Source organism: Labedella phragmitis (genome assembly GCF_004078635.1).
Classification (GTDB): domain Bacteria; phylum Actinomycetota; class Actinomycetes; order Actinomycetales; family Microbacteriaceae; genus Labedella; species Labedella phragmitis.
Genome location: NZ_RZNB01000001.1, coordinates 390865 through 411284 on the forward strand (window position 1 = coordinate 390865; position 20420 = coordinate 411284).

The 20420-nt window shown below is 69.9% G+C and carries 19 protein-coding genes; 8 read left to right on the top strand and 11 right to left on the bottom strand.

What is annotated here, in order from left to right:
• Window positions 1–9: 9 nt before the first annotated feature.
• The gene (locus tag ELQ90_RS01915) at window positions 10–2070 is read left to right on the top strand and encodes a BCCT family transporter (RefSeq protein WP_128493568.1); all 2061 of its coding nucleotides are present in this window, start codon (window positions 10–12) and stop codon (window positions 2068–2070) included.
• Between the two features lie 220 nt (window positions 2071–2290).
• The gene (locus ELQ90_RS01920; RefSeq protein WP_128493569.1) at window positions 2291–3307 is read left to right on the top strand and encodes an aldo/keto reductase; all 1017 of its coding nucleotides are present in this window, start codon (window positions 2291–2293) and stop codon (window positions 3305–3307) included.
• Window positions 3308–3374: 67 nt separating this feature from the next.
• On the opposite strand, the gene ELQ90_RS01925 is transcribed toward ELQ90_RS01920, so the two are convergent.
• The 5 genes from ELQ90_RS01925 to ELQ90_RS01945 form a co-directional block, all read right to left on the bottom strand.
• Window positions 3375–3743, bottom strand: a complete 369-nt coding sequence (locus tag ELQ90_RS01925) for a hypothetical protein (RefSeq protein WP_128493570.1) — start codon at window positions 3741–3743, stop codon at window positions 3375–3377.
• A 122-nt stretch (window positions 3744–3865) separates the two neighbouring features.
• The gene (locus tag ELQ90_RS01930; protein WP_128493571.1) at window positions 3866–4258 is read right to left on the bottom strand and encodes a hypothetical protein; all 393 of its coding nucleotides are present in this window, start codon (window positions 4256–4258) and stop codon (window positions 3866–3868) included.
• Window positions 4259–4340: 82 nt separating this feature from the next.
• Entirely contained in the window at window positions 4341–4724 is a 384-nt protein-coding gene (locus tag ELQ90_RS01935) for a cupin domain-containing protein (RefSeq protein WP_128493572.1), read from the bottom strand.
• Between the two features lie 49 nt (window positions 4725–4773).
• Window positions 4774–5589, bottom strand: coding sequence for an SseB family protein (locus ELQ90_RS01940; protein ID WP_128493573.1), 816 nt, complete (start codon window positions 5587–5589; stop codon window positions 4774–4776).
• A gap of 139 nt (window positions 5590–5728) precedes the next feature.
• Complete coding sequence (locus ELQ90_RS01945; RefSeq protein ID WP_128493574.1) at window positions 5729–6625, bottom strand: LysR family transcriptional regulator; 897 nt, start codon at window positions 6623–6625, stop codon at window positions 5729–5731.
• Window positions 6626–6756: 131 nt separating this feature from the next.
• Here ELQ90_RS01945 and ELQ90_RS01950 point away from each other — a divergent pair, with 131 nt between their 5' ends.
• The gene (locus tag ELQ90_RS01950; protein ID WP_128493575.1) at window positions 6757–10557 is read left to right on the top strand and encodes a proline dehydrogenase family protein; all 3801 of its coding nucleotides are present in this window, start codon (window positions 6757–6759) and stop codon (window positions 10555–10557) included.
• A gap of 27 nt (window positions 10558–10584) precedes the next feature.
• Here the strand turns inward: ELQ90_RS01950 and ELQ90_RS01955 are convergent, their stop codons facing one another.
• Window positions 10585–11157: a MarR family winged helix-turn-helix transcriptional regulator gene (locus ELQ90_RS01955; RefSeq protein ID WP_166408772.1), complete on the bottom strand. Its 573-nt coding sequence runs from the start codon at window positions 11155–11157 to the stop codon at window positions 10585–10587.
• Window positions 11158–11280: 123 nt separating this feature from the next.
• Here ELQ90_RS01955 and ELQ90_RS16505 point away from each other — a divergent pair, with 123 nt between their 5' ends.
• Window positions 11281–11565 carry a hypothetical protein gene (locus ELQ90_RS16505; RefSeq protein ID WP_166408730.1) on the top strand — a complete coding sequence of 95 codons (285 nt, stop codon included), beginning with the start codon at window positions 11281–11283 and terminating at the stop codon, window positions 11563–11565.
• 33 nt (window positions 11566–11598) lie between these two features.
• Here ELQ90_RS16505 and ELQ90_RS01960 read toward each other — a convergent pair whose 3' ends face one another.
• Entirely contained in the window at window positions 11599–12543 is a 945-nt protein-coding gene (locus tag ELQ90_RS01960; RefSeq protein ID WP_128493576.1) for an SDR family NAD(P)-dependent oxidoreductase, read from the bottom strand.
• A gap of 89 nt (window positions 12544–12632) precedes the next feature.
• On the opposite strand from ELQ90_RS01960, the gene ELQ90_RS01965 reads away from it, so the two are divergent.
• From ELQ90_RS01965 to ELQ90_RS01975, 3 genes are all read left to right on the top strand, one after another.
• Complete coding sequence (locus ELQ90_RS01965) at window positions 12633–13175, top strand: TetR/AcrR family transcriptional regulator (RefSeq protein ID WP_243695957.1); 543 nt, start codon at window positions 12633–12635, stop codon at window positions 13173–13175.
• Window positions 13176–13374: 199 nt separating this feature from the next.
• Window positions 13375–14835 (top strand): MFS transporter, encoded by a 1461-nt coding sequence (locus ELQ90_RS01970; RefSeq protein ID WP_128493578.1) that lies wholly within the window; start codon window positions 13375–13377, stop codon window positions 14833–14835.
• Window positions 14832–15062 carry a hypothetical protein gene (locus ELQ90_RS01975; protein WP_128493579.1) on the top strand — a complete coding sequence of 77 codons (231 nt, stop codon included), beginning with the start codon at window positions 14832–14834 and terminating at the stop codon, window positions 15060–15062. Before ELQ90_RS01970 ends, ELQ90_RS01975 begins: the two co-directional genes overlap by 4 nt.
• A 106-nt stretch (window positions 15063–15168) precedes the next feature.
• On the opposite strand, the gene ELQ90_RS01980 is transcribed toward ELQ90_RS01975, so the two are convergent.
• Entirely contained in the window at window positions 15169–16062 is an 894-nt protein-coding gene (locus tag ELQ90_RS01980) for an SDR family oxidoreductase (RefSeq protein WP_128493580.1), read from the bottom strand.
• A gap of 155 nt (window positions 16063–16217) precedes the next feature.
• On the opposite strand from ELQ90_RS01980, the gene ELQ90_RS01985 reads away from it, so the two are divergent.
• Window positions 16218–18107: a DUF2207 family protein gene (locus tag ELQ90_RS01985; protein WP_128493581.1), complete on the top strand. Its 1890-nt coding sequence runs from the start codon at window positions 16218–16220 to the stop codon at window positions 18105–18107.
• Between the two features lie 8 nt (window positions 18108–18115).
• On the opposite strand, the gene ELQ90_RS01990 is transcribed toward ELQ90_RS01985, so the two are convergent.
• The 3 genes from ELQ90_RS01990 to ELQ90_RS02000 all read right to left on the bottom strand — a co-directional run bounded on the left by ELQ90_RS01990 (window position 18116) and on the right by ELQ90_RS02000 (window position 20293).
• Complete coding sequence (locus tag ELQ90_RS01990) at window positions 18116–18643, bottom strand: DUF305 domain-containing protein (protein ID WP_128493582.1); 528 nt, start codon at window positions 18641–18643, stop codon at window positions 18116–18118.
• A 328-nt stretch (window positions 18644–18971) separates the two neighbouring features.
• The gene (locus ELQ90_RS01995; RefSeq protein WP_424980790.1) at window positions 18972–19340 is read right to left on the bottom strand and encodes a GntR family transcriptional regulator; all 369 of its coding nucleotides are present in this window, start codon (window positions 19338–19340) and stop codon (window positions 18972–18974) included.
• Window positions 19337–20293, bottom strand: a complete 957-nt coding sequence (locus ELQ90_RS02000) for a hypothetical protein (RefSeq protein ID WP_128493583.1) — start codon at window positions 20291–20293, stop codon at window positions 19337–19339. The genes ELQ90_RS01995 and ELQ90_RS02000 overlap by 4 nt, the downstream gene beginning before the upstream one ends.
• Window positions 20294–20420: the final 127 nt, after the last annotated feature.

Consider the following 20420-nt stretch of genomic DNA (forward strand, 5'->3'; position numbering starts at 1 on the left):
TCGACGACCATGGACGATTCGAACGGCACACGAAGTACGAAGGATCCGACCCCCGCAGCGACTCCACAATCGGAGCAGCGGATGAGCCAGACGCGTGAATCCACGGGCGCGACGACGCCCGGAGGCACCGATCAGGCCTCGACGGAGATCCATCCCGCACTCATCCCCGGCCTCGGCGTCGAGCAGACGAACCGGGCCTTCCGCACAGACCGCGTCGTCTTCGGCGTGGCGATCGGCTTCGCCGTCGCCTTCATCGCCTGGGGCGTCCTCGGCGGCGAGAGTCTCGGCGCGACGGCGAGCGGCGCGCTCGCGTGGGTCGTCGAGTACATGGGCTTCTTCTTCACGACCCTCGCGACGGTCATCCTCATCTTCATGCTCTACGTCGGTTTCGGCCGTTACGGCCGCATCCGCCTCGGTCGCGACGACGAGGAGCCCGAGTACAAGGTCTTCTCCTGGATCTCGATGCTCTTCGCCGCGGGCATGGGCATCGGTCTGGTCTTCTGGGGCGCGGCGGAACCGCTCACCTTCTTCGAGTCGCCGCCTCCCGGAACGGTCGAGGCGGGAACGATCGAGGCGATGCACACCGCGCAGGTCCAGGTCCTCTTCCACTGGGGTCCGCAGGCGTGGTCGTTCTACGCCCTCGTCGGCGGTGCGATCGCGTACGGCGCGTACCGCAAGGGCCGTACCCCGCTCATCTCGTCGATCTTCGCGCCCCTCCTCGGCGAGCAGCGCACGAACGGTCCCGTTGGCAAGATCATCGACATCTTCGCGATCATCGTGACGCTCTTCGGCACGGCCGCGTCGCTCGGCCTCGGCGCCCTGCAGATCGGGCACGGCGTGGAGCTCGTCACGGGGCTCGGCGAGCTCGGCAACGGCCTCATCATCGGGGTCATCGCCGTGCTCACCGCCGCATTCATCGCCTCCGCCGTCTCCGGCGTGTCGAAGGGCATCCGGGCGCTGTCGAACATCAACTCGGTGATGGCGATCATCCTCGCCTTCTTCGTGTTCTTCGTGGGTCCGTCGATGCTGATCCTCAACATCATCCCGTCGGTCGCCGCGCACTTCATCGGCGACCTGCCCGACCTCATCGGTCGGTCGGGTTCGCAGGGCGAGGAGACCCAGGCCTTCCTGTCCGCGTGGACGATCTTCTACTGGGCATGGTGGATCTCGTGGTCCCCCTTCGTCGGGATGTTCATCGCGAAGATCTCGCGTGGTCGCACGCTCCGCCAGTTCGTGTCGGTCGTCGTGCTCGTGCCGTCGGCCGTGTCGTTCCTCTGGTTCGCGATCTTCGGGACCACCGCGATCGATCAGCAGATGAACGGAGCGGGGCTCGAGGTGTCACCGCCCGAGAACGTGCTCTTCGGCGTGCTCGCCAATCTGCCGTTCGCGGGCTTCACGACGATCCTCCTCGCCGTGCTCGTGGCCATCTTCTTCGTCACGGGTGCCGACTCCGCTTCTCTCGTGATGGGCACGCTCTCGCAGCAGGGCCGTCCCGACCCGTCGCGATGGATCACCGTGGTCTGGGGTGCGCTCGTCGGCGCGATCGCGGCGGTGCTGCTCGCCACGGGCGACGGCTCCGGGGACGGACTGCAGGCGCTCCAGAACGCGACGATCGTCGCGGCGCTGCCGTTCGGCGTGATCATGGCGGGCATGATGGTCGCGTTCATGAAGGACCTGCGGCGCGATCCGCTCATCCTGCGCGACGCGTACGCGGTGCGCGCGGTCCGCCACAGCGTGCGGACCGGCCTCGAGGAGTACGGCGACGACTTCGCGCTCGTGCCCACCGAGTACGACCACTCGAAGGACGACCTCGCGTGGGTCGAACCGAAGGTGGACGAGGAGTTCGCGAAGGTCTACACGACCTCCGAGACGGGCATGATGGCGATCGTCTCGGACGACGATGCCGCCCGCGACAAGGCGACGTCCACCGACTCGATCCCGGATCGCTCGACGTGGGCGCCTGCCGGACTCGGCGGCGAGACGCCGGGAGCAGGCCCGGGCTCCAACCCCGTGCGCGAGGGGCCCGACGCGCCGAAGCACCGTCGGGCCTCCGACGGTGTCGGGGACTGATCTCCCGACACCGCATGAACGGCGCCGTGACGACTCGTCACGGCGCCGTTCTCGGTTCCGGGATTCGTGGTTGGCAGGCAGCATTCGTCGATAGCGGCCCGGCTACCCCACATCAGCCGTCGCGAGGGACGAACGCGGGGGAGAGTGCGCGCGCGTCCACCGAGGGCAAGGTTCGGCCGTTCACCGGCGCGGACTCGGTATCGGCGCCTAGGCTGCCGGTATGACCGACGCGACGACTCCTGCCCCCATCGGCTCCACGACCCTCGGTACCGCTCAGCGCGGATCGACGCCACTCACCGTCTCCCGGCTCGGGCTCGGTTGCATGGGCATGTCCGCCTACTACACGGGCGCCGGAGTCGACGACGACGCGTCGATCCGCACGCTCCACCGCGCGATCGACCTCGGCGTGACGCTCTTCGACACCGCCGAGATCTACGGCCCGTACCTCAACGAGTCGCTGCTCGGCCGCGCATTCGCCGGCCGCCGCGACGAGGTCGTCATCGCCACGAAGTTCGGGAACCGGGCGACGCCGGATGGCGGCCGCGTCGTCGACGGTTCACCGGAGAACGTCCGTCGCTCGATCGAGGGCTCGCTCGAACGGCTCGGGACCGACCACGTCGACCTCTACTACCAGCACCGCATCGATCCGAGCACGCCCATCGAGGAGACGGTCGGGGCGCTCGCCGAGCTGGTGCAGGAGGGCAAGATCCTGCACGTCGGTCTCTCGGAGGCGTCGGTCGACACGATCCGACGAGCGCACGCCGTGCACCCGATCACCGCCATCCAGACGGAGTACTCGCTCTGGACGCGGGACCCGGAGGCCGAGCTGCTCCCGCTCCTCCGCGAGCTCGGCATCGGGTTCGTGCCGTACTCGCCGCTCGGTCGCGGCTTCTTGACGGGCGACATCCGCTCGATCGATGCGCTCGACGAGAACGACTTCCGCCGCAACAACCCGCGATTCGCCGACGGCAACCTCGAGGCGAACATCCGCATCGTCGAGGAGGTCGACGCCGTCGCGGCCGAGGTCGGCGCGACCGCCGCCCAGGTCGCCCTCGCGTGGCTGCTCGCCCAGGGCGACGACGTCGTGCCGATCCCCGGGACGAAGCGCGTCGAGCGCCTCGAGGAGAACGTCGGCTCGGTGGGACTCCGCCTCAGCGAGGCCCAGGTCGCGCGGCTCTCGGCGCTCCCCGCCCCGGTCGGCGACCGCTACGCCGACATGACGCCGCTCGGTCGCTGACGCACAGGCGAGTCCAGAAGAAGCGACGGTCACCGCGGTCTCGGCGGTCGGGCCGACGAGAGGCCGACTACTCGGGACTCCGGCTGTCCCCGTCGCACTCCCCGGCCCCGTCCTCGTCCGACGAGTTCGACAACAGCAACAGCATGCGAACGACGACGACCGTAGCGAGAAGGCTCAGGCCGACGGCCATCAGGACGGCGATCATGCCGATGGGAGTCCCTGCGGGAGGCAGCTCGGGTGCCACATCGCCGTGCGCGCGGGCACGCATCGGCGCCGAGACCGATTCCCCGACGAGGACGCAGACGACGACGAATACCGCCGCGGCCACGGCGAACGCCACGACCACGGCTCCGCGGCGCACGTGGAACGCCCGAGTGTGGACGATATGTGCGACAGCAGCACGGGCGGGGGGTGAGAGGTTCGACTCGGTGGGCATGTGTCCTTCTCCTGCGACGGGTACGTCTACGAGGAGAGAGGGCCGCCACCCCGAATAGTGACGCCGATCCGGGGAGAAAACGAAACCCCAGTGAAGGGGGGACGGGGTCGGCGCCGACGGCGTCAGTTGATGGCGACGCCGCCAGAGACGAGCGGCTTCTCCGTTCCGGGGATCACCGCCATGATCACGGCGACGGCGCCCGGCGCGAACAGGACGATGAAGTCCATGAGCGTCAGACCCGTGGGCAACAGCCCCCAGACGGTGTGGTCGGCGAGCCCGGCGAGGCCGAGCAGGATCAGGATGCCACCCGAGATCAGCAGGACCCCGCGGATGGCGGCGCCGCTGCTCGCGAAGAAGCCGACCGAGAGGAGCGCGACCGAGAGGGTGAGGTAGAGGACGTCGACGAGGATGTCGACGTTGAAGATGCCGAGGAGGTGGTTGCCCTCGACGAAGAGTCCGAGGAAGCCGTGACCGCCGTAGAGGACGCCGAGAATGACCGCGAGTGCTTTTCCCATGACCCCATGCTGGTCGCTTCCGGTGCCGAGATGCAGCCCCTTGTCATCGACGGGCTGACGCGCAAGAGCACGGGGGAGGCGGTCAAGCGAAATCGCCGACCTGTCGATCGATCGGGACCGTGCCGTCGACAGTGACGTCACCCGTGTGCGCCGTCGTCACGGTCTCGACGAGGACGATGTGCACCTCCTCGGCGGCGACGGGGTTGTGCCGCACGCCGCGCGGGACGACGAAGAACTGGCCGGGGTCGAGCTCGACGTCGTCCCGGCCCTCGAGCTGGATCCGCAAGTGCCCCGACACGACGAGGAACATCTCGTCCTCGTTCTCGTGCGAGTGCCACACGAGTTCACCGAGGAGCTTGGCGACCTTGACGTACTGATCGTTCACGCGTCCGATCACGCGCGGCGTCCAGTGCGTGGTCACGTGTTCGAGCTCGGCGGAGATGTCCATTGCGGGGAAGGTCGTCATGTCCTCAGTCTCCTCGCAGAGCGATTCCCGCCGCAGAATGGTCCGCTGGTCAACCGAGGGAGCCCGCGAGCATCTCGAGCTCGGGCCGCGTGACGATGAGCGGCGGGCCGCCCGGGTTCACGATGAGCCCTGCGTGACCGTCCTGGTCGAGGGTCGAGCGCACGACCTGCCGGACGGACGTCGGGTACGCCTCGGCGCCCGGCAACCACGCCCACACCTCGGCCGGAGACGTGAACGCTGCCGAGAGCGTGCGTCCGCCCGGGCCCGATGCCGTGGGGACGCTCGGCGACGACGGCTCGCCGGGTCGAGCGGGAGAGCCCCCGGGAGCGAGGTGCTGCACGGGGATGTAGACGACGGCCGTCCGTGCGAGCACGTCGAGGGTCTGCGAGCGCCGGCCCGGGAGGCTCGGTCCCGCGAGGGCGTCCTTGAGCTCGACCGCAACGCCGGGCTCCGTCGGGAGCCCGCGTCGGATCTCGTCCGCCGTGACGATGCAGCTCGCCGCCCCGGCCCCCGCGTCGAGGATGACTCCGGCGAACGACTCGCTCGCGCCGAACCGGACCGCTTCGAGCGCGGGCTGCACGAGCGAGGATGCGCGCGTGGCCTCCGGATGGGTTCGTGCGATCTCCGCGTCGGACGTGAAGACGAGCAGGTACTGCGAGCCGTCGTCCATGGCATGGGTGCGGAGCCCGAGCGTCGAGCCCGCGGCGATCGCGCCGTCCTCGACGGTGAGGTGGGAGCCGGTTACGTCGTAGAGCAGCTCGCCTCGTGAGCAACGACGGAGTACGTCGTAGAACGTGCGGGCGTCCTTCTCCGCCGCCCATCGGGCGAGGGCGGCGGCGACGTCGGTGTTCCCCGTGAAGACCATGTCCTCTTTCTACCCCGATTCCCGTCATCGAGGGTCCGGGCCGGCGCTCCGCGACCGGACGGCGATCATCGCTTGCGACGCACCCCACTCCGCTGTCCGATCTGCCGCGAAGCGGAGTGCCGCGGTCGCGCGCTGCCGTTCAGGCGGTGAAGCCCGCGACGGTGTCGCGGAGCGCGGCGCGGACGGCGAGGACGCCGGGGCGGGCGGCGCTCGACCGCCGGGCGCTCGAGAACACCTCGCGGTGCGGCGACCCGTCGAGCTCGATGAGAGCGACGTCCGCCGGTCCGCCGGCCCACACGAGATCCGGGAGGAAGCCGACCGCGGCGCCCGAGCGGATGAGCCGCATGTGGGCGACGAGGTCGGCGGTCTCGAAGCGCACGTCGGGCTCGAAGCCCGCCGCTCGGCACGTCTGCAGCGACCACGTGCGCGACGCCGTGCCGCGCGGCTCGAGCACCCACGGCAGGTCCGCCGCGTCCGCGAGCGAGTCCACGCGCCACGGCCCCTCCGGTGGCGCCGCGAGGCGGATGACGTCGGTGAGCAGGTGCTCCCGGTCGAGTTCCGGCCGCAGCACGCGCGTGTGACCGGGGTACTGCTCGGCGATGACGAGGTCGAAGTCGCGGGCCGAGACCTCGAAGAGACCGATGTCCGGCTCGCGCTCGACGATCTCGACGCGGAGGTCGGGTACGTCCCTCGCGACGCGGGCGAGCGCCGGCGGGATGACCGCGTGCGCCGCGGATTGGAAGACGGCGACGCGAACGGTGCCCGTCACTTCGTCGAGCGACGCGGCGAGCTCGCTCTCCGCGAGTTCGAGCTCGTCGAGCAGTCGACCGGCGCGGCGCGCGAGCAACTCGCCCTGCGGCGTGAGCAGCACACGTCGGCCGCTCTTCTGCAGCAGCTCGACGCCCGTCTCGCGTTCGAGCAGCGCCAACTGCTGCGACACGGACGACGGGCTGTAGCGGAGAGCCTCGGCGACGGCCGCGAGCGTTCCCCGGAGGTGCAGTTCGTGGAGAAGCCGCAACCTCCGCATGTCGAGCATGCCGTCATCCTATAGTTCGGCGAGACTGACGATAACCGTTCGGAAACGTGCACTTTTCCCGAACAGTGGCGGCCCGCACACTGGACTCACGCGGCTGCCGAGTCGCTCGCCCACCGGAGGATTCACCCACCATGTCGACGTCAGTCCCGCAGCAGACCCCCGATCGTTCCGCCGACGTCGGCGATGAGGACCTCACAGCCCTCGCGACAGAGGCGACGATCCTCGCCGAGCGCTGGGTCACCGAGTCCGCCGACGCTCCCGTGGACCCGTCCGCGCAGCGTCTCGCCGGTGTCCTCAAGGACCCGAACGGGCTCGCCTTCACGGTCGGCTTCGTCGACGGCGTCATGCGACCGGAGTCGCTCTTCGTCGCGGGGTACAACCTGCAGAAGGTCGCGAAGCTCACGCCGGGTTTCCTGCCGTGGTACCTCAAGGCGGCGATCCAGGCCGGCGGGTTCTTCGCGCCCATCATCCCCGGCGTCGTCATCCCGATCGCCCGCCGCGTGCTGCGTGCGATGGTCGGTCACCTCGTCGTCGACGCGACCCCTGCCCGCCTCGGGCCGGCCATCGGCAAGCTGCGCCAGGACGGCACACGACTGAACCTCAATCTGCTCGGCGAAGCGGTGCTCGGCGAGGAGGAGTCGGCGAAGCGCTACGAAGGCACGCGCGACCTGCTCGCCCGGCCCGATGTCGACTACGTGTCGATCAAGGTCTCGGCGATCGCGTCGCAACTGTCGATGTGGTCGTTCGACGAGGCCGTCGAGCGCGTCGTCGAGCGCCTGATGCCGCTCTACCGCCTCGCCGCCGACGCCGAGAAGGCCGGTGGCCGGAAGTTTATCAACCTCGACATGGAGGAGTACCGCGACCTCGACCTCACGATCGCGGTCTTCACGCGCGTGCTCGAGCACCCCGAGTTGCGCGACCTCGAGGCCGGCATCGTCATCCAGGCGTACCTGCCCGACGCGCTCGGGGCGATGCAGGAGCTCACGGCGTGGTCGAAGGCGCGACGCGCGCAAGGCGGTGCGCCCATCAAGGTGCGCCTCGTGAAGGGCGCGAACCTCGCGATGGAGACCGTCGACGCCGTCGTCCACGGCTGGCAGCAGGCCACGGTGCCGAGCAAGCTCGAGGCCGACACCAACTACAAGCGCGTCCTCGACTGGTCGTTCACCGCCGAGCGCACCGACGCCGTCCGCGTGGGCGTCGCCGGTCACAACCTCTTCGACATCGCGTTCGCGTGGTTGCTGGCCGAGCGGCGCGGCGTCACGTCCGCCGTCGAGTTCGAGATGCTCCTCGGCATGGCGACGGGTCAGGCGGATGCGGTCCGCCGCACTGTCGGGGAGCTGCTCCTCTACACGCCCGTCGTGAGCCCGCGCGAGTTCGAGTTCGCAATCTCCTACCTCATCCGCCGGCTCGAGGAGAACGCGTCGGAGGAGAACTTCATGTCCGCCGTGTTCGAGCTGCACCGCAACGGGGCGCTGCTCTCGCGCGAGAAGCGCCGCTTCCTCGCGTCCGTCGATCGCCTCATCGAGACGCGCGGTGAGGTCCCCACGCCGAACCGCACGCAGAACCGTGCGGCCGAGTGGGTCGCGGCGCCGCCGATGCCGGCGCTGCCCGGGTCGGAGGACTCCGTGCCGTCCGCGGGCTTCCGCGCACTGCTCGCCCCGGGTGCCGCTCCCACCGCCGCCGAGCTCGCGGCCGCGACCCCGTTCGACGATGTCGCGCCGGATGACGGACTCACGCGCCAGGTCGAGACGCTCGGCGACAAGCGTCGCAGTGACAACCCGTTCGAGACCACACGCGTCTTCACGGCGAGCTTCGAGAAGATCGAGCGCACGGGACTCGGTGCAGCGGGCTTCCACAACACGCCGGACACGGACCCGTCGCTCCCGGCCAACCGCTCGTGGGGTCGCGCGATCCTCGACCGCGTGCCGGCGTCGACGCTCGGTCTCGACACGATCCTCGACGCGCGCGTCACCGACGAGGAGACGCTCGAGCGGATCATCTCCGCCGCCGGCGCCCGCGGTGGCGAATGGGGTCGCACCCCTGCCGCCGATCGCGCGGAGATGCTCGACCGCGCCGGGCTCTCGCTCGCGGCTCACCGCGACCGCCTCATCGAGGTCTCGGCGGCCGAGACCGGCAAGACCATCGCCGAGTCCGACCCGGAGGTGAGCGAGGCGATCGACTTCGCCCACTACTACGCGGCGCTCGCGCGTCAACTCGACCGTGTTCAGGGTGCGGTGTTCGTGCCGCCGAAGCTCATCGTCGTGACCCCGCCGTGGAACTTCCCCGTCGCGATCCCGGCCGGCGGCGTGCTCGCGGGGCTCGCCGCGGGAGCCGCCGTCATCATCAAGCCCGCGCCGCAAGCGCGTCGTGCCGCCGCCGTGCTGTGCGAGGCGCTGTGGGAGGCGGGCATCCCTCGCGATCTGCTCGTGCTCGTCGACATCGAGGAGGGCGAGCTCGGTCAGCACCTCATCTCCTCCGACGCCGTCGACCGCGTGATACTCACCGGTGCGTGGGAGACCGCGAAGCTGTTCCGCTCGTGGAAGACGGACCTGCCGTTGCTCGCGGAGACGAGCGGCAAGAACGCGATCATCGTGACGCCGAGCGCCGACCTCGACCTCGCCGCGTCCGACGTCATCAAGAGCGCGTTCGGTCACGCGGGGCAGAAGTGCTCGGCCGCGAGCCTCGTCATCCTCGTCGGTTCCGTCGCGCGCTCCGACCGGTTCCGCCGGCAGCTCGTCGACGCGGCGATGTCGCTGCGCATCGGCTACCCGGAGGACCCGACGAGCCAGATGGGTCCGATCGTCGAACCCGCGCACGGCAAGCTGCTCCACGCGCTCACGGAGCTGGGCGTCGGCGAGGAGTGGCTCGTGGAGCCGAAGCAGCTCGACGACACCGGGAAGCTGTGGTCGCCCGGCATCCGCTCCGGCGTCGCGCCCGGGTCGTACTTCCACCTGACGGAGTTCTTCGGTCCCGTCCTCGGCATCATGCACGCGCGGACGCTCTCCGACGCGATCCGGATGGCGAACGCCGTGGACTATGGCCTCACCGCCGGACTGCACACCCTCGACCCCGTCGACCTCGAGGAGTGGCTCGACGGAATCGAAGCGGGCAATCTGTACGTCAACCGGGGCACGACGGGCGCGATCGTCCAGCGTCAGCCGTTCGGCGGCTGGAAACGCTCGTCTGTCGGCGCGGGCACGAAGGCCGGCGGGCCGAACTATCTGCTGGGTCTCGGTTCATGGCGCTCCGCCGTGGGCTCCGCGAGCTCCACGCTGCACCTGCGGGGGCTCGACCCGCGCATCACGAGCGTCATCGAGGCGGCGCAGCCGTCGCTCGCGTACGAGGACTTCGACGTCCTGCGCCGGTCGGCGCTGTCCGACGCGGTCGCGTGGGGCACCGAGTTCGGGGAGGTCAAGGACGTGTCCGGGCTCGGCCTCGAGCGGAACATCCTCCGGTACCGGCCGGTGCCGGTCGCGATCCGGGCGACGCCCGACGCGAAACTCGGGGAGCTCGTGCGCATCGTCGTCGCGGCCGTGCGGTCGCGATCGGCGTTCACGCTGAGCGTCGCGCGCGGACTGCCGACGCAGATCCTGCGGGCGCTCAGTGCGCTCGACGTGGTCCTCGCCGTGGAGACGGACGAGGAGTGGATCGGCCGCATCGCGGCGGGCGCGCCGCGCGACGAGGCGGGCAATGGCGGGGAGCGCGTGCCCCGCGTGCCCCGCGCGCGCATCATCGGCGAGGCCGAGTCACGCCGTGCATTGCACGCGGCGCTCGCGTGGGCCGTGGACGGCGACCCGGACCTCGCGATCTACTCGGGCGAGGTCACGCAGGCAGGCCGCATCGAGCTGCTCCCGTTCCTCCACGAGCAGGCCATCTCGATCACGGCCCACCGCTTCGGCAACCCCGACGCGTGGAGCGCCGAGGTCATCTGACCTCCCGGAGCCGACCGGCCGTCGGGCTCAGTCGCCCGAGGGGACGGGCGGCTCCATCAGGCCGATCGGCCTGAGCGGTCCCGTCGTCGCGTCATCGCCGTGGGTCTCGGCGCGGAGCGCGCCGGCGAGTCGCGTGGAGAAGCGCGTCAGGACGGCGAGCTCCTCGTCGGTGAATCCATCGAGCACCGTGACGAGGGGAACGTGAACGTGTCCGTAGACCTCGGCGAGTTCCGCCCGTGTCGACGCCGACACGGTGAGGACCGTCGCTCGGCGATCCGCAGGATCCGGACGGCGTTCGACGCGTCCGGCTGTGGCGAGCCGATCGATGAGCTTCGTGATCGCCGCCGACGTGACGCGGAGGGCGGAGATGAGGTCTCGAGCCCTCACCTCGGCGCCGTCGCGCTCGCGCTGCACGAGGTAGAGGAGGGCGCGGGCATCGAGCGGGCCGACTCCGAGGCGCCGCAGCGCGAGTTCCTCCGCTTCCTGCGCATTGCGGCTCAGGGACTGGAGCGCGGCTATCGCGGCCGTGCCCGATGGTGACCGCGGCGAGTCCGAGTAGAGGTGCTTCACGAGCTCCACATCGGAGTGTCGATCCGCCACGTGTGACCCTTCGCCTGGGAGGCGCGAGCGCGCATCTGCGTGATGGTCCCACCATACCCCGGCAGAAGTCAAGCCGAGTGAGTATATTACCGGGTTAGCTACTTCTCCTGTGACAGTAGAGGCATGACAAACAACACTTCCGGCAACACGGGCCGTGTCGCCCGCCTTTCCACAGAGACCAAGGCCGCGTTCAAGACGACGGAGTTCATCGCTTACGTCGTCATCCTGGTGGCGATGTTCATCGCCTCCGCCGTCGTCGACGAGAACGAGGACGGCCAGGGCTTCGGGGCCGACCAGGTCTGGCTCTACGCCACCCTCCTCACGATCGGCTACATGGTCTCGCGCGGGCTCGCCAAATCCGGCAGCCGCGAGTACTACGACCGCGACGTGGACAACACTCGCCGCTGATCGCACACGAGCCGGTGACGACGGGCCTCCTGGTTACAGGGGGCCCTCCGTGTGCGACAGGGTGACGCCCCCGAGGCGTTCCGTCTGATCCCAGAGTCGTGCGGCCCGATCGCCGGGAGGCGTCGCCGTGTGCGCGCTCCTCTCCACGACGACCGGCAGCCCGCGAAAAGCGCCGGCCGGCCCGACGTAGTCGCCGCTCCGCAGGGACGGATCGAGCATCGCCCGGACCGCCGACCACGCGGCGGTATCCTTCCCCTGCGCGAGAGGCGTGACGGGATTGCGCTGGGACGGGGTCGTGGAGTCGCGCACTCCGATGCGCTCCGGCGTCTTCGCATCGACGCCGACCCCGGGGCGGACGACGAGGGACTGCACCGGGGTGCTCCTGGCGCGCAAGCGCCGGTCGAGCTCGAAGGCGAAGATCTCCGTCGCCGTCTTCGCGTGGATGTAGGCGGCGATCGCGACGCGGGGTGCGTCGAGGAGGTCGTCGATCTCGAAGCGGAAACGCCGGACGAACCCCGTCGAGGTGTGCACGAGCCGCGCGGGATCGCCGGAATCCACGGCCGACCGGGCGAGGGCGGGGAGGACCGCGGCGGCGAGGGCCGCGTTGGCCACGTGGTGCGTGCCGATCATGAGGGGGAGGCCGTCGCTCGTGCTCATTCCACGCGCCATGGTCATGGTGCCGCCGTTCAGGAGCATGCCGTCGAGCCGTGGCAGCGCGGCGAGCTCGGCGCCCGCCGCGGCGACGGAGGCGAGGGACGTGAGGTCGAGCACGACGGTGTCGACCTGCGCCCCGCGGACGTGCTCGAGGAGTGTCGCCCGAGCACGGTCGAGTTTCGCGGGCGTCCGCGATACGAGGACGACGTGCGCGCCCGTGGATGCGAGTTGCTCGGCGGCGAAGTAGCCGATGCCGGCGGTCGCCCCCGTGACGGCGAACGTGCGTCCGTCGGAGCGGGGGAGGGTGAGGGGATCCCAGGTCATGAGTGGTCCTTCCGGAATCGGATAACAAATCCGGTTAACCGTACACCGAAAATGGATGAGTAATCCGCTTCCGGCGGTAACCTGAGGTGATGAGCCCCCGATCCGATGCCGTGCGCAGCCGCGAGCGCATCCTCGCAGCCGCGCGTGACGGCCGCGGCGAGGAGCTGCGACTCAACGAGATTGCGCGACGTGCGGGCGTCGGTGTCGGCACGGTCTACCGGCACTTCCCCACGACGCACGCTCTCACGGAGGCGCTCACCCGGGAGACCCTCGAACGGATGCGGGAGGTCGCGCGAGCGGCTCGTGAAGGCTCGGACGAAGACGCGTTCGCCCTGTTCCTCGGAGCGGCCCTCGACTTGCAGCTCGACGACGGTGGTCTCAAGACCGTCCTGCTCTCGCCGGCGGACGAGGAACCCGGGGTGGCGGAACTCAAGCGCGAGATCTTCGCGGCCTTCGATGAGGTCCTCGATCGCGCCCGTCGCTCGGGCGCCGTGCGCGCCGACCTCGACATCGTGCAGATCGAGCACCTCATCTGCGGCATCGAGTACGCGGTGCGCCTCGGCGCGAGCGGCGACCGAGCACCGTTCCTCGAGATACTCCTGGCCGGCATCCGGCCAGCGCCCGCCCGCTGAGTCCGGGGCGTCGCCGTTCCTGCCCGTTCCGGTTCTCTCCTATTCGACGACGGGAGTACCCGGTCCCTGAGCTTGTCGAAGGAGGGTGGGGGGTCTACGGGACCCGGCCCCTCGACGCGTCCGGGTGCGGGTGGGGTCGAACGGTCGCACTCCGGCGGGATCGGGACTCGTGCGGACTCCGACCCCCGATACTGAGAGCATGACCGATCCCCGCCCCGTCCTCGTCGACACGACGGCCCAGCGGCGCGTGCTCGTCGTCGCGATCCTCGCGTCCTTCGTCGCCTTCCTGGACGGCTCGATCGTGAACGTCGCCCTCCCCGCGATCGTCGACGAGCTCGGCGGCGGCATCACCCTCCAGCAGTGGGTCGTCGACTCCTATCTCCTCACGCTCGGCGCCCTCATCCTGCTCGCAGGCTCGCTCTCGGACGCGCTCGGTCGCGGCCGCATCCTCATGATCGGGCTCGTCTGGTTCGGCATCACGAGCCTCGCGTGCGCCGCCGCCCCGACGGGAGAGCTGTTGATCGCGGCGCGCGCCCTGCAGGGGGCAGCGGGGGCGCTCCTCGTCCCGTCGTCGCTCGCGATCATCATCTCGACGTTCTCCGGTGCGGCGCAGGGTCGCGCCATCGGGATGTGGACGGCGTGGACCGGAACCGCCGCGATCATCGGACCGCTCCTCGGCGGCATCCTCGTCGACACGACGTCATGGCGTCTCATCTTCGGCATCAACGTGCTGCCGATCCTCGTGACGCTTTTCCTTCTCCGCCGCATCCCGGAGGACCCCGTGCTCGAGTCGCGGTCGAGGATCGACGTTTTGGGGGCGATCCTCGGTGCGGTCGGCCTCGGGGGACCGGTCTTCGCTCTCATCGAGCAGCCTCGGCTCGGGTTCGACCACCCCGCCGTGTGGCTGAGTCTCGTCGTGGGGGTCGCGAGCTTCATCGCGTTCCTCTGGTGGGAGCGGCGCATCCCCCACCCGATGCTGCCGCCGAGCGTGTTCCGCTACCGCAACTTCTCGATGGGCAACATCGCGACGGCCTTCATCTACGGGGCGCTCTCGTTCGGGTTCTTCGTGCTGGCGATCTACCTGCAGCAGGTCGCCGGCTTCTCCGCGACCCTCGCAGGATTCGCGACGCTGCCGCCCACGCTCGTGATGCTGTTCCTGTCGAGCCGGATCGGCTCGCTCGCCGGTCGGCTGGGACCCCGCCTCTTCATGACCGTCGGTCCACTCGTCGGCGCCGCCGGGTACGTGCTCCTCCTCACGATCGGCGATCCGGTCGACTACTGGTGGCAGATCCTGCCGGGCCTCCTCGTGTTCGGTCTCGGCCTCGCGATCACTGTCGCTCCGCTCACGAGCGCGATCCTCGGCGCACCTCCCGCGGAACAGGCCGGAATCGCGTCGGCCGTCAACAACGCCGTCTCGCGCGTCGCCGGCCTCATCGCCATCGCGTGTGTCGGGTTCGTCGTCGGGTCGACCCTCGACCTCGGCGCGCTGCACCGCGCGCTCGTCGTCACCGCCGTGCTTCTCGCGCTCGGCGGCATCGTCTCGTGGTGCGGCATCCGCAACCCGGCGGCTCCCGACACGGTGCCGACGAAGACGCCGCCGACGGGTGTGTCGTCGTCCGCGACCGGCGACGCCAGCGATGCTCGAACGGACGAGGCATGAGCGGAGGGCGTGAGGCCCGGCGCCTCCGCGTCGAGCGCTTCGGGGCCGGCGGATACCTGCTCCACCCGTTCCCCGGCTTCGTCACCGGTTACGACATCGTCGGCGTCGTCGAGGAGGCTTCGGTGCTCGCTCCCGCGATCCGTCCGGGCACCCGGGTGGTGGCGCTCCTCCCACGCATGGGCGAGAAGCTCGTCATCCGCTTCCCCGGAGCCACGTCCTCGGGGTGACGGTGAGCGTCGACCGCCTCAGGATCCGCCGAGCGCTACAGAAAGACGCCGACCGCCCCACGAGGTCGTGTGGCGGTCGGCGAAAGATGGCGCGCTCGCGGCCGGCTCAGAACGGGTTGCCGCCCGTGACCGGGACGATCGCGCCCGAGACGTAGGACGACGCGGGGTCCGCGAGGAACACGTACGCCGAGGCGAGTTCCGCCGGCTGTCCCGCCCGTCCGAGCGGCGTGCTCTGACCGAACTCGGGGAGCGTCTCCGGCCACGACGTACCCGGGATGAGGGGCGTCCAGATGGGTCCGGGGGCGACGGCGTTGACACGGATGCCCTTCTCGCCGACCTCCTGGGCGAGCGCCTTCACGAAGGCCGCCTGCGCCGCCTTCGTCATCGCGTAGTCGATGAGCTGCGGCGACGGGCTCGCGGCCTGCACCGACGACGTCACGATGATGGACGATCCCGGCTTGAGGTGCGGCACGGCCGAGCGCGTCATCCACAGCTGCGCGAAGATGTTCGTCTCGAAGGTGCGACGGAACTTCGCCGTCTCGATCTTGTCGATGCTCTCGTGCACGTCCTGGAACGCCGCGTTGAGCACGAGGATGTCGAGAGAGCCGAGTTCGCTCACGACGCGCTCGACGATGTCCGCGTTCGCCTGCTCCTCGCGGATGTCCGCGGTGATGACGAGCGAGCGACGCCCGGCCTGCTCGATGAGCGCACCCGTCGCGTCGCCGTCCTCCTGCTCCTCGGGCAGGCACACGATGGCAACGTCGGCGCCCTCACGCGCGTAGGCGATCGCGACGGCGCGACCGATCCCGGAGTCACCTCCCGTGATCAGCGCGACGCGCCCCTCGAGCCGCCCGGAGCCCGTGTAGCTCTCCTCGCCGTGGTCCGGCGTCGGCGTCATCTCGCTCGTGAGGCCGGGCTGGGTCTGCTCCTGCTCCTCGAAGCCCTCGTCGTGGTGGGCGGTCCTGGGGTCGTTCTCTGCGGTCACGTCGTCCTCCTCCATCGTTCGTTCCTGGGGTGTCCCTCGACGCTATGACGGATGGCGCACCCCGGCTCGGGCTTGACAGCTTCTCAGCGGCCGTCGGGGCCTGCGCAGTGCTTCCTCCTCTCCGTCGCGCGGGGGATTCATCCGCAGAGAGCGCTGATTAGGCTGCCGATATGGCAGCCCGGATCCCCTTCGACCCGTCCGCCGCGACCTCGGGACGGAGGCGGCCGAGGCGACCACGATCCCTCGGCGGTGCCGCTGTCGCCGCGATCCTGCTCGCCACAGCCACCGCGCTCGGTGTTCCCGCCGCCGCCCACGCCGACGTCGACGACTTCACGTTCGAGTCCTTCCACGCCGACCTGATGCTCATCCGCGACGCCGACGAGCACTCCGAGCTCGAGGTCACCGAGACGATCGTGGCGCTCTTCCCCGAGGACCGGGAGCAGAACCGCGGCATCGTCCGGGCGATCCCCGACGACTACGACGGCGTGCCCCTCGACACCGACGTCCTGTCCGTGACCGACGAAAACGGGGAACCCGTGCCCTTCGAGCTCTCCGAGGACGGCGGCTTCCTCGAGGTCGCCACGGGCACCGATGCCTTCGTCTTCGGCGAGCGGACCTACGTGATCTCGTACACGCAGCGTGACGTCGTTCGTGCCTTCGATGACACCGACGCCGACGAGTTCCAGCGCGACATCAACGGCACGGGCTGGGAGCAGCCGTTCGGCGAGGTGAGTGCGACGCTCACGATGGCGCCGGAGCTCGCCGCCGACCTCACGGGCAACGCGGCCTGCTATCGAGGCGAGGAGGGTTCGAGCGATCAGTGCGAGGTCGAGACGTCGGAGGAGGACGGATCGGCCGTCGTCCGCGTCTCGGAGAGCGACCTCGAGGAGGAGCAGAACGTGTCGCTCGTCGTCGGTTTCGAACCGGGCAGCTTCGTCCCGGGCGAGATCGAGCGCAACGCGTTCGAGCGGTTCGCGTTCGCATCGACCCCCGTCGCACAGGGCGCGTCGATCGTGGTCATCGTGCTCGCCGCGCTCGCCGCCGTCGGAGCGGTCATCGGACGACGGCGCGTGCGCGACGCCCCGGGTCGCGGCACGATCGTTCCCGAGTACGAGGCGCCCCGGGGCATCACCGTCATGCAGGCGGCCCACCTCGCGAATCGTCCTCTCAGTGCCGTGCCCGCCGCGCTCGTCGATCTCGCGGTCGCCGGCAACGTGCGCATCCTCGCTCCGGAAGGGGAGGAGACGGCCGACGGAGTGACGCTCGAGTACGTCCGCCCGAGCGACGACGCCGAACGGCAGGATGTCCTCGTCGCACTCTTCGGTGAGGACGCGTCGCCCGGCGAGCAGAAGACAGTCGGCGCCGACTCGGAGGGACTCGCGGCACGGCTCGCGGCGCTCTCCGACGTCGCGAAGGAGTCGCTGCGCAGCGCCGGGCTGACCGAGCAGGCGCGGCAACGCATGACCTCGGCGGCGATCTACGCCTCGATCGGCGTCGTCGTCGTGGCCTTCGTCGCGATGATCCTGCCCATCATCGGACGCGCTGCTTCGTGGCCCGGTGTCGTCGGGCTGCTCGCGGCCGTCGCCGCGGTCATCGTCGCCATCTCGGTCTGGCGCTACCGCGATCGCATCACCGACGCGGGTGCTCCCGTGCGCGACCACCTCGTGGGGCTGCGCGACTACCTCGCACTCGCGGAGGCGGATCGCCTCCGCGTGCTGCAGAGCCCCGACGGGGCCGAACGCATCGACACGGGCGACCCGCTCCAGATCGTGCATGTCTACGAGAAGCTGCTGCCGTACGCGGTGATCTGGGGTGTCGAGAAGCAGTGGGCCGAGGTGCTCGAGACGCGCGTGCAGGAGACGGGGGCTCCGCTCGGCTGGTACGACGGCTCATCGTTCTCATCCGTCCACTTCCTCACGACGTTCGGAGCCCTCCGCGCCAGCGCCGCGCCCGCGTCGGCCGCGTGGTCGGGCAGCGGTGGGGGCAGCTACACCGGCGGATCGATGGGCGGCGGCTTCTCCGGAATGGGCTCGGGCGGCGGAGGCGGCGGCGGCCGCTGACCGGGATCTCACCCTGCTGAACACTCCCGTTCGGCTGCTTCGTCGAAGGCGGGGGCGGCACGGTCCTCGGCCTCCTCCGTCGTCGTCACGATGCCGTGCTGCTCGATGTCACGGATGAGCCACTCCATCTCGAGAATCTCATTCCGCTGGGCGGCGCTGATCTCAGCGGCGAGTTCGCAGACGCGCAGGTCCTCGATACCGGCGCGTTCCGATCGCGTGATCGCGAGTGAGTGGTGCGGGATCATCGCGTTCATGTAGGCGGTGTCGTCGACGGTGACCTGGCTCCGATCGAGCGTGATCCCACCGCCGATGAGGAGCAGGCCGACCGCGATGATCGCGACGTTCACCTTCGTGTTCCTGTACATGTTCAGCATCCAGGCGAGCATGACGATCACCATGGTGCCTCCCATCGTGATGGCCATGAAGACCCGGCTCTCGCTGAACCGCACGTGGCCGATCTCCCACGAGCCGACGAACATCACGAAATACATCACAACGATCGACGTGAGGATCATCGCGCCGAACCGAAGATACATCCGTCTCATCTCGTGGTGCTCCTCTGAGTCCTGCGTTCTCGTTCGCTTCGTGCTCTCAGCGGATGACATTCGTGAACCTCCTGCTCGTGCGGACAACCAGGGTGCCACGATGCCTCATCCCTGCTCGCCGGCGAACCGATTGCCCACCGGGGAGGCGCGTGCTAATCAGCCCACCGCGGATCGGAGACGCGGTCAGACGGCGAAGTCCTCCGGCCGGCCGTGCTCGCGGCAAGAGTGCGCTCATCGAGGGGACGGGCCGCGTCGGGGATGACCGCCCGCGACGTCCTGATCCCCCCGGACCCGCTCGATGCTGCGTCGTCGGGAGGGATCAGGAGGTCGCGGAAAGCCCGAGCGCCGCGCGGGCGTAGCCGAGCGCATCGTCGGGAGTCAGCCCGAGCTGGCGGGCCCGATCGGCGAAGGCGGTAGCGGCGGCTTGCGCCTGACGCTGCGTCGGGTCGCCGCTCGCCGCCACGAACGTGCCGTGGCGACCTCGGGTCTCGATGACCTCGTCACGCTCGAGCTCCCGGTAGGCCCGGGCGACGGTGCCGGCGGCGAGACCGAGGTCCTCAGCGAGACGTCGGACCGTCGGGAGCTTCGTCCCCGCCGCGAGGGCGCCCGACCGCACAGCCTCGACGACCTGCGTCCGGAGTTGCTCGAACGGGGCGACGGGCGACGAGGGATCGACGACGAGCATCATCGGACCGACCCCGTTCCCGCGGTCGCCGTACGCTCGGGAAGCGGCCACAAGCGGCGACGATAGTACTGCTGCGGGCGACTCGCGACGGAGACGATCGCGACGACGAGGCCGATGAGCACGACAAGTCCGACGACCCCCATCGCCACGATCGCGACGATGTTGTCCGCGCTCGTGTAGGGCTGCCTGAGCGGTACATCCTCGATGAGGACGACCATGGGCACGAGGACCCCGGCGAAACCGAGGATGAGCGGGACGCCGATGAGGTCGCGCAGCGCGGTCGAGCGGATCGCGTCGTCCCAGGCGAGTTCGAGGGTCGATCCCGCGCGCTGCCCGCGCTCGACGATGCGCCGCGAGACCAGCGCGACGCCGACGAGGGAGGCGACGGCGAGGACCGTGATGACGATCGGCAGGGCGAAGGCGCCGATGTTCGCATCCATCGTCGTGGTCGCCGTCACGATCGCCGCGACCGTGGCGACGACGGCGAGCGCGACCGCGACAGTCGCGCTGACGGACTCGAGTCGTGGCAGGTAGTCCCGCACCGTCGGTGTCGTGAGGCGCGCGATGCGGGGGACGTCGCTCGGCAGGTCGCGCGTGGTCGAGAGCGCGCTCACGGCGGCCCCGGCCGCGACCCCGACGAGGGCGAGGATGAAGACACCCATCGATGCGAATCCGTAGTCGCCGAAGCCGGGGACGAAGAAGGACGCGAGGATCGCCGCGACGATGCCGAGGCCGCCGCCGATCGCGATGCACCGCTCACGTGTCGCGAGTCGTGCTCCGATGCGCTCGTCCTCGTCGCGCGCGGTAGGAACGGCGAGATTGACGCTCTTGGCGAGCCGGTCGAGTGCCTTGCGGCGCGCGGTCGTCGAGCGCGCGAAGCCGAACGGCGCGGCCGAGATGACGATGGCCACGGCGACGGCGACGAAAGCCCACGGAACGTTCCAGAAGTCGCTCATGTTGTCCTCCGATGATCGGTCCCAGGTGAGGGAGGTGGCCTGCCGGCGCCGACATTCTGTGTTGGTACAAACAATGTATCGACACAAAGTGCTCAACACAACCCTCGGTACAAAATCGCCTGATCGC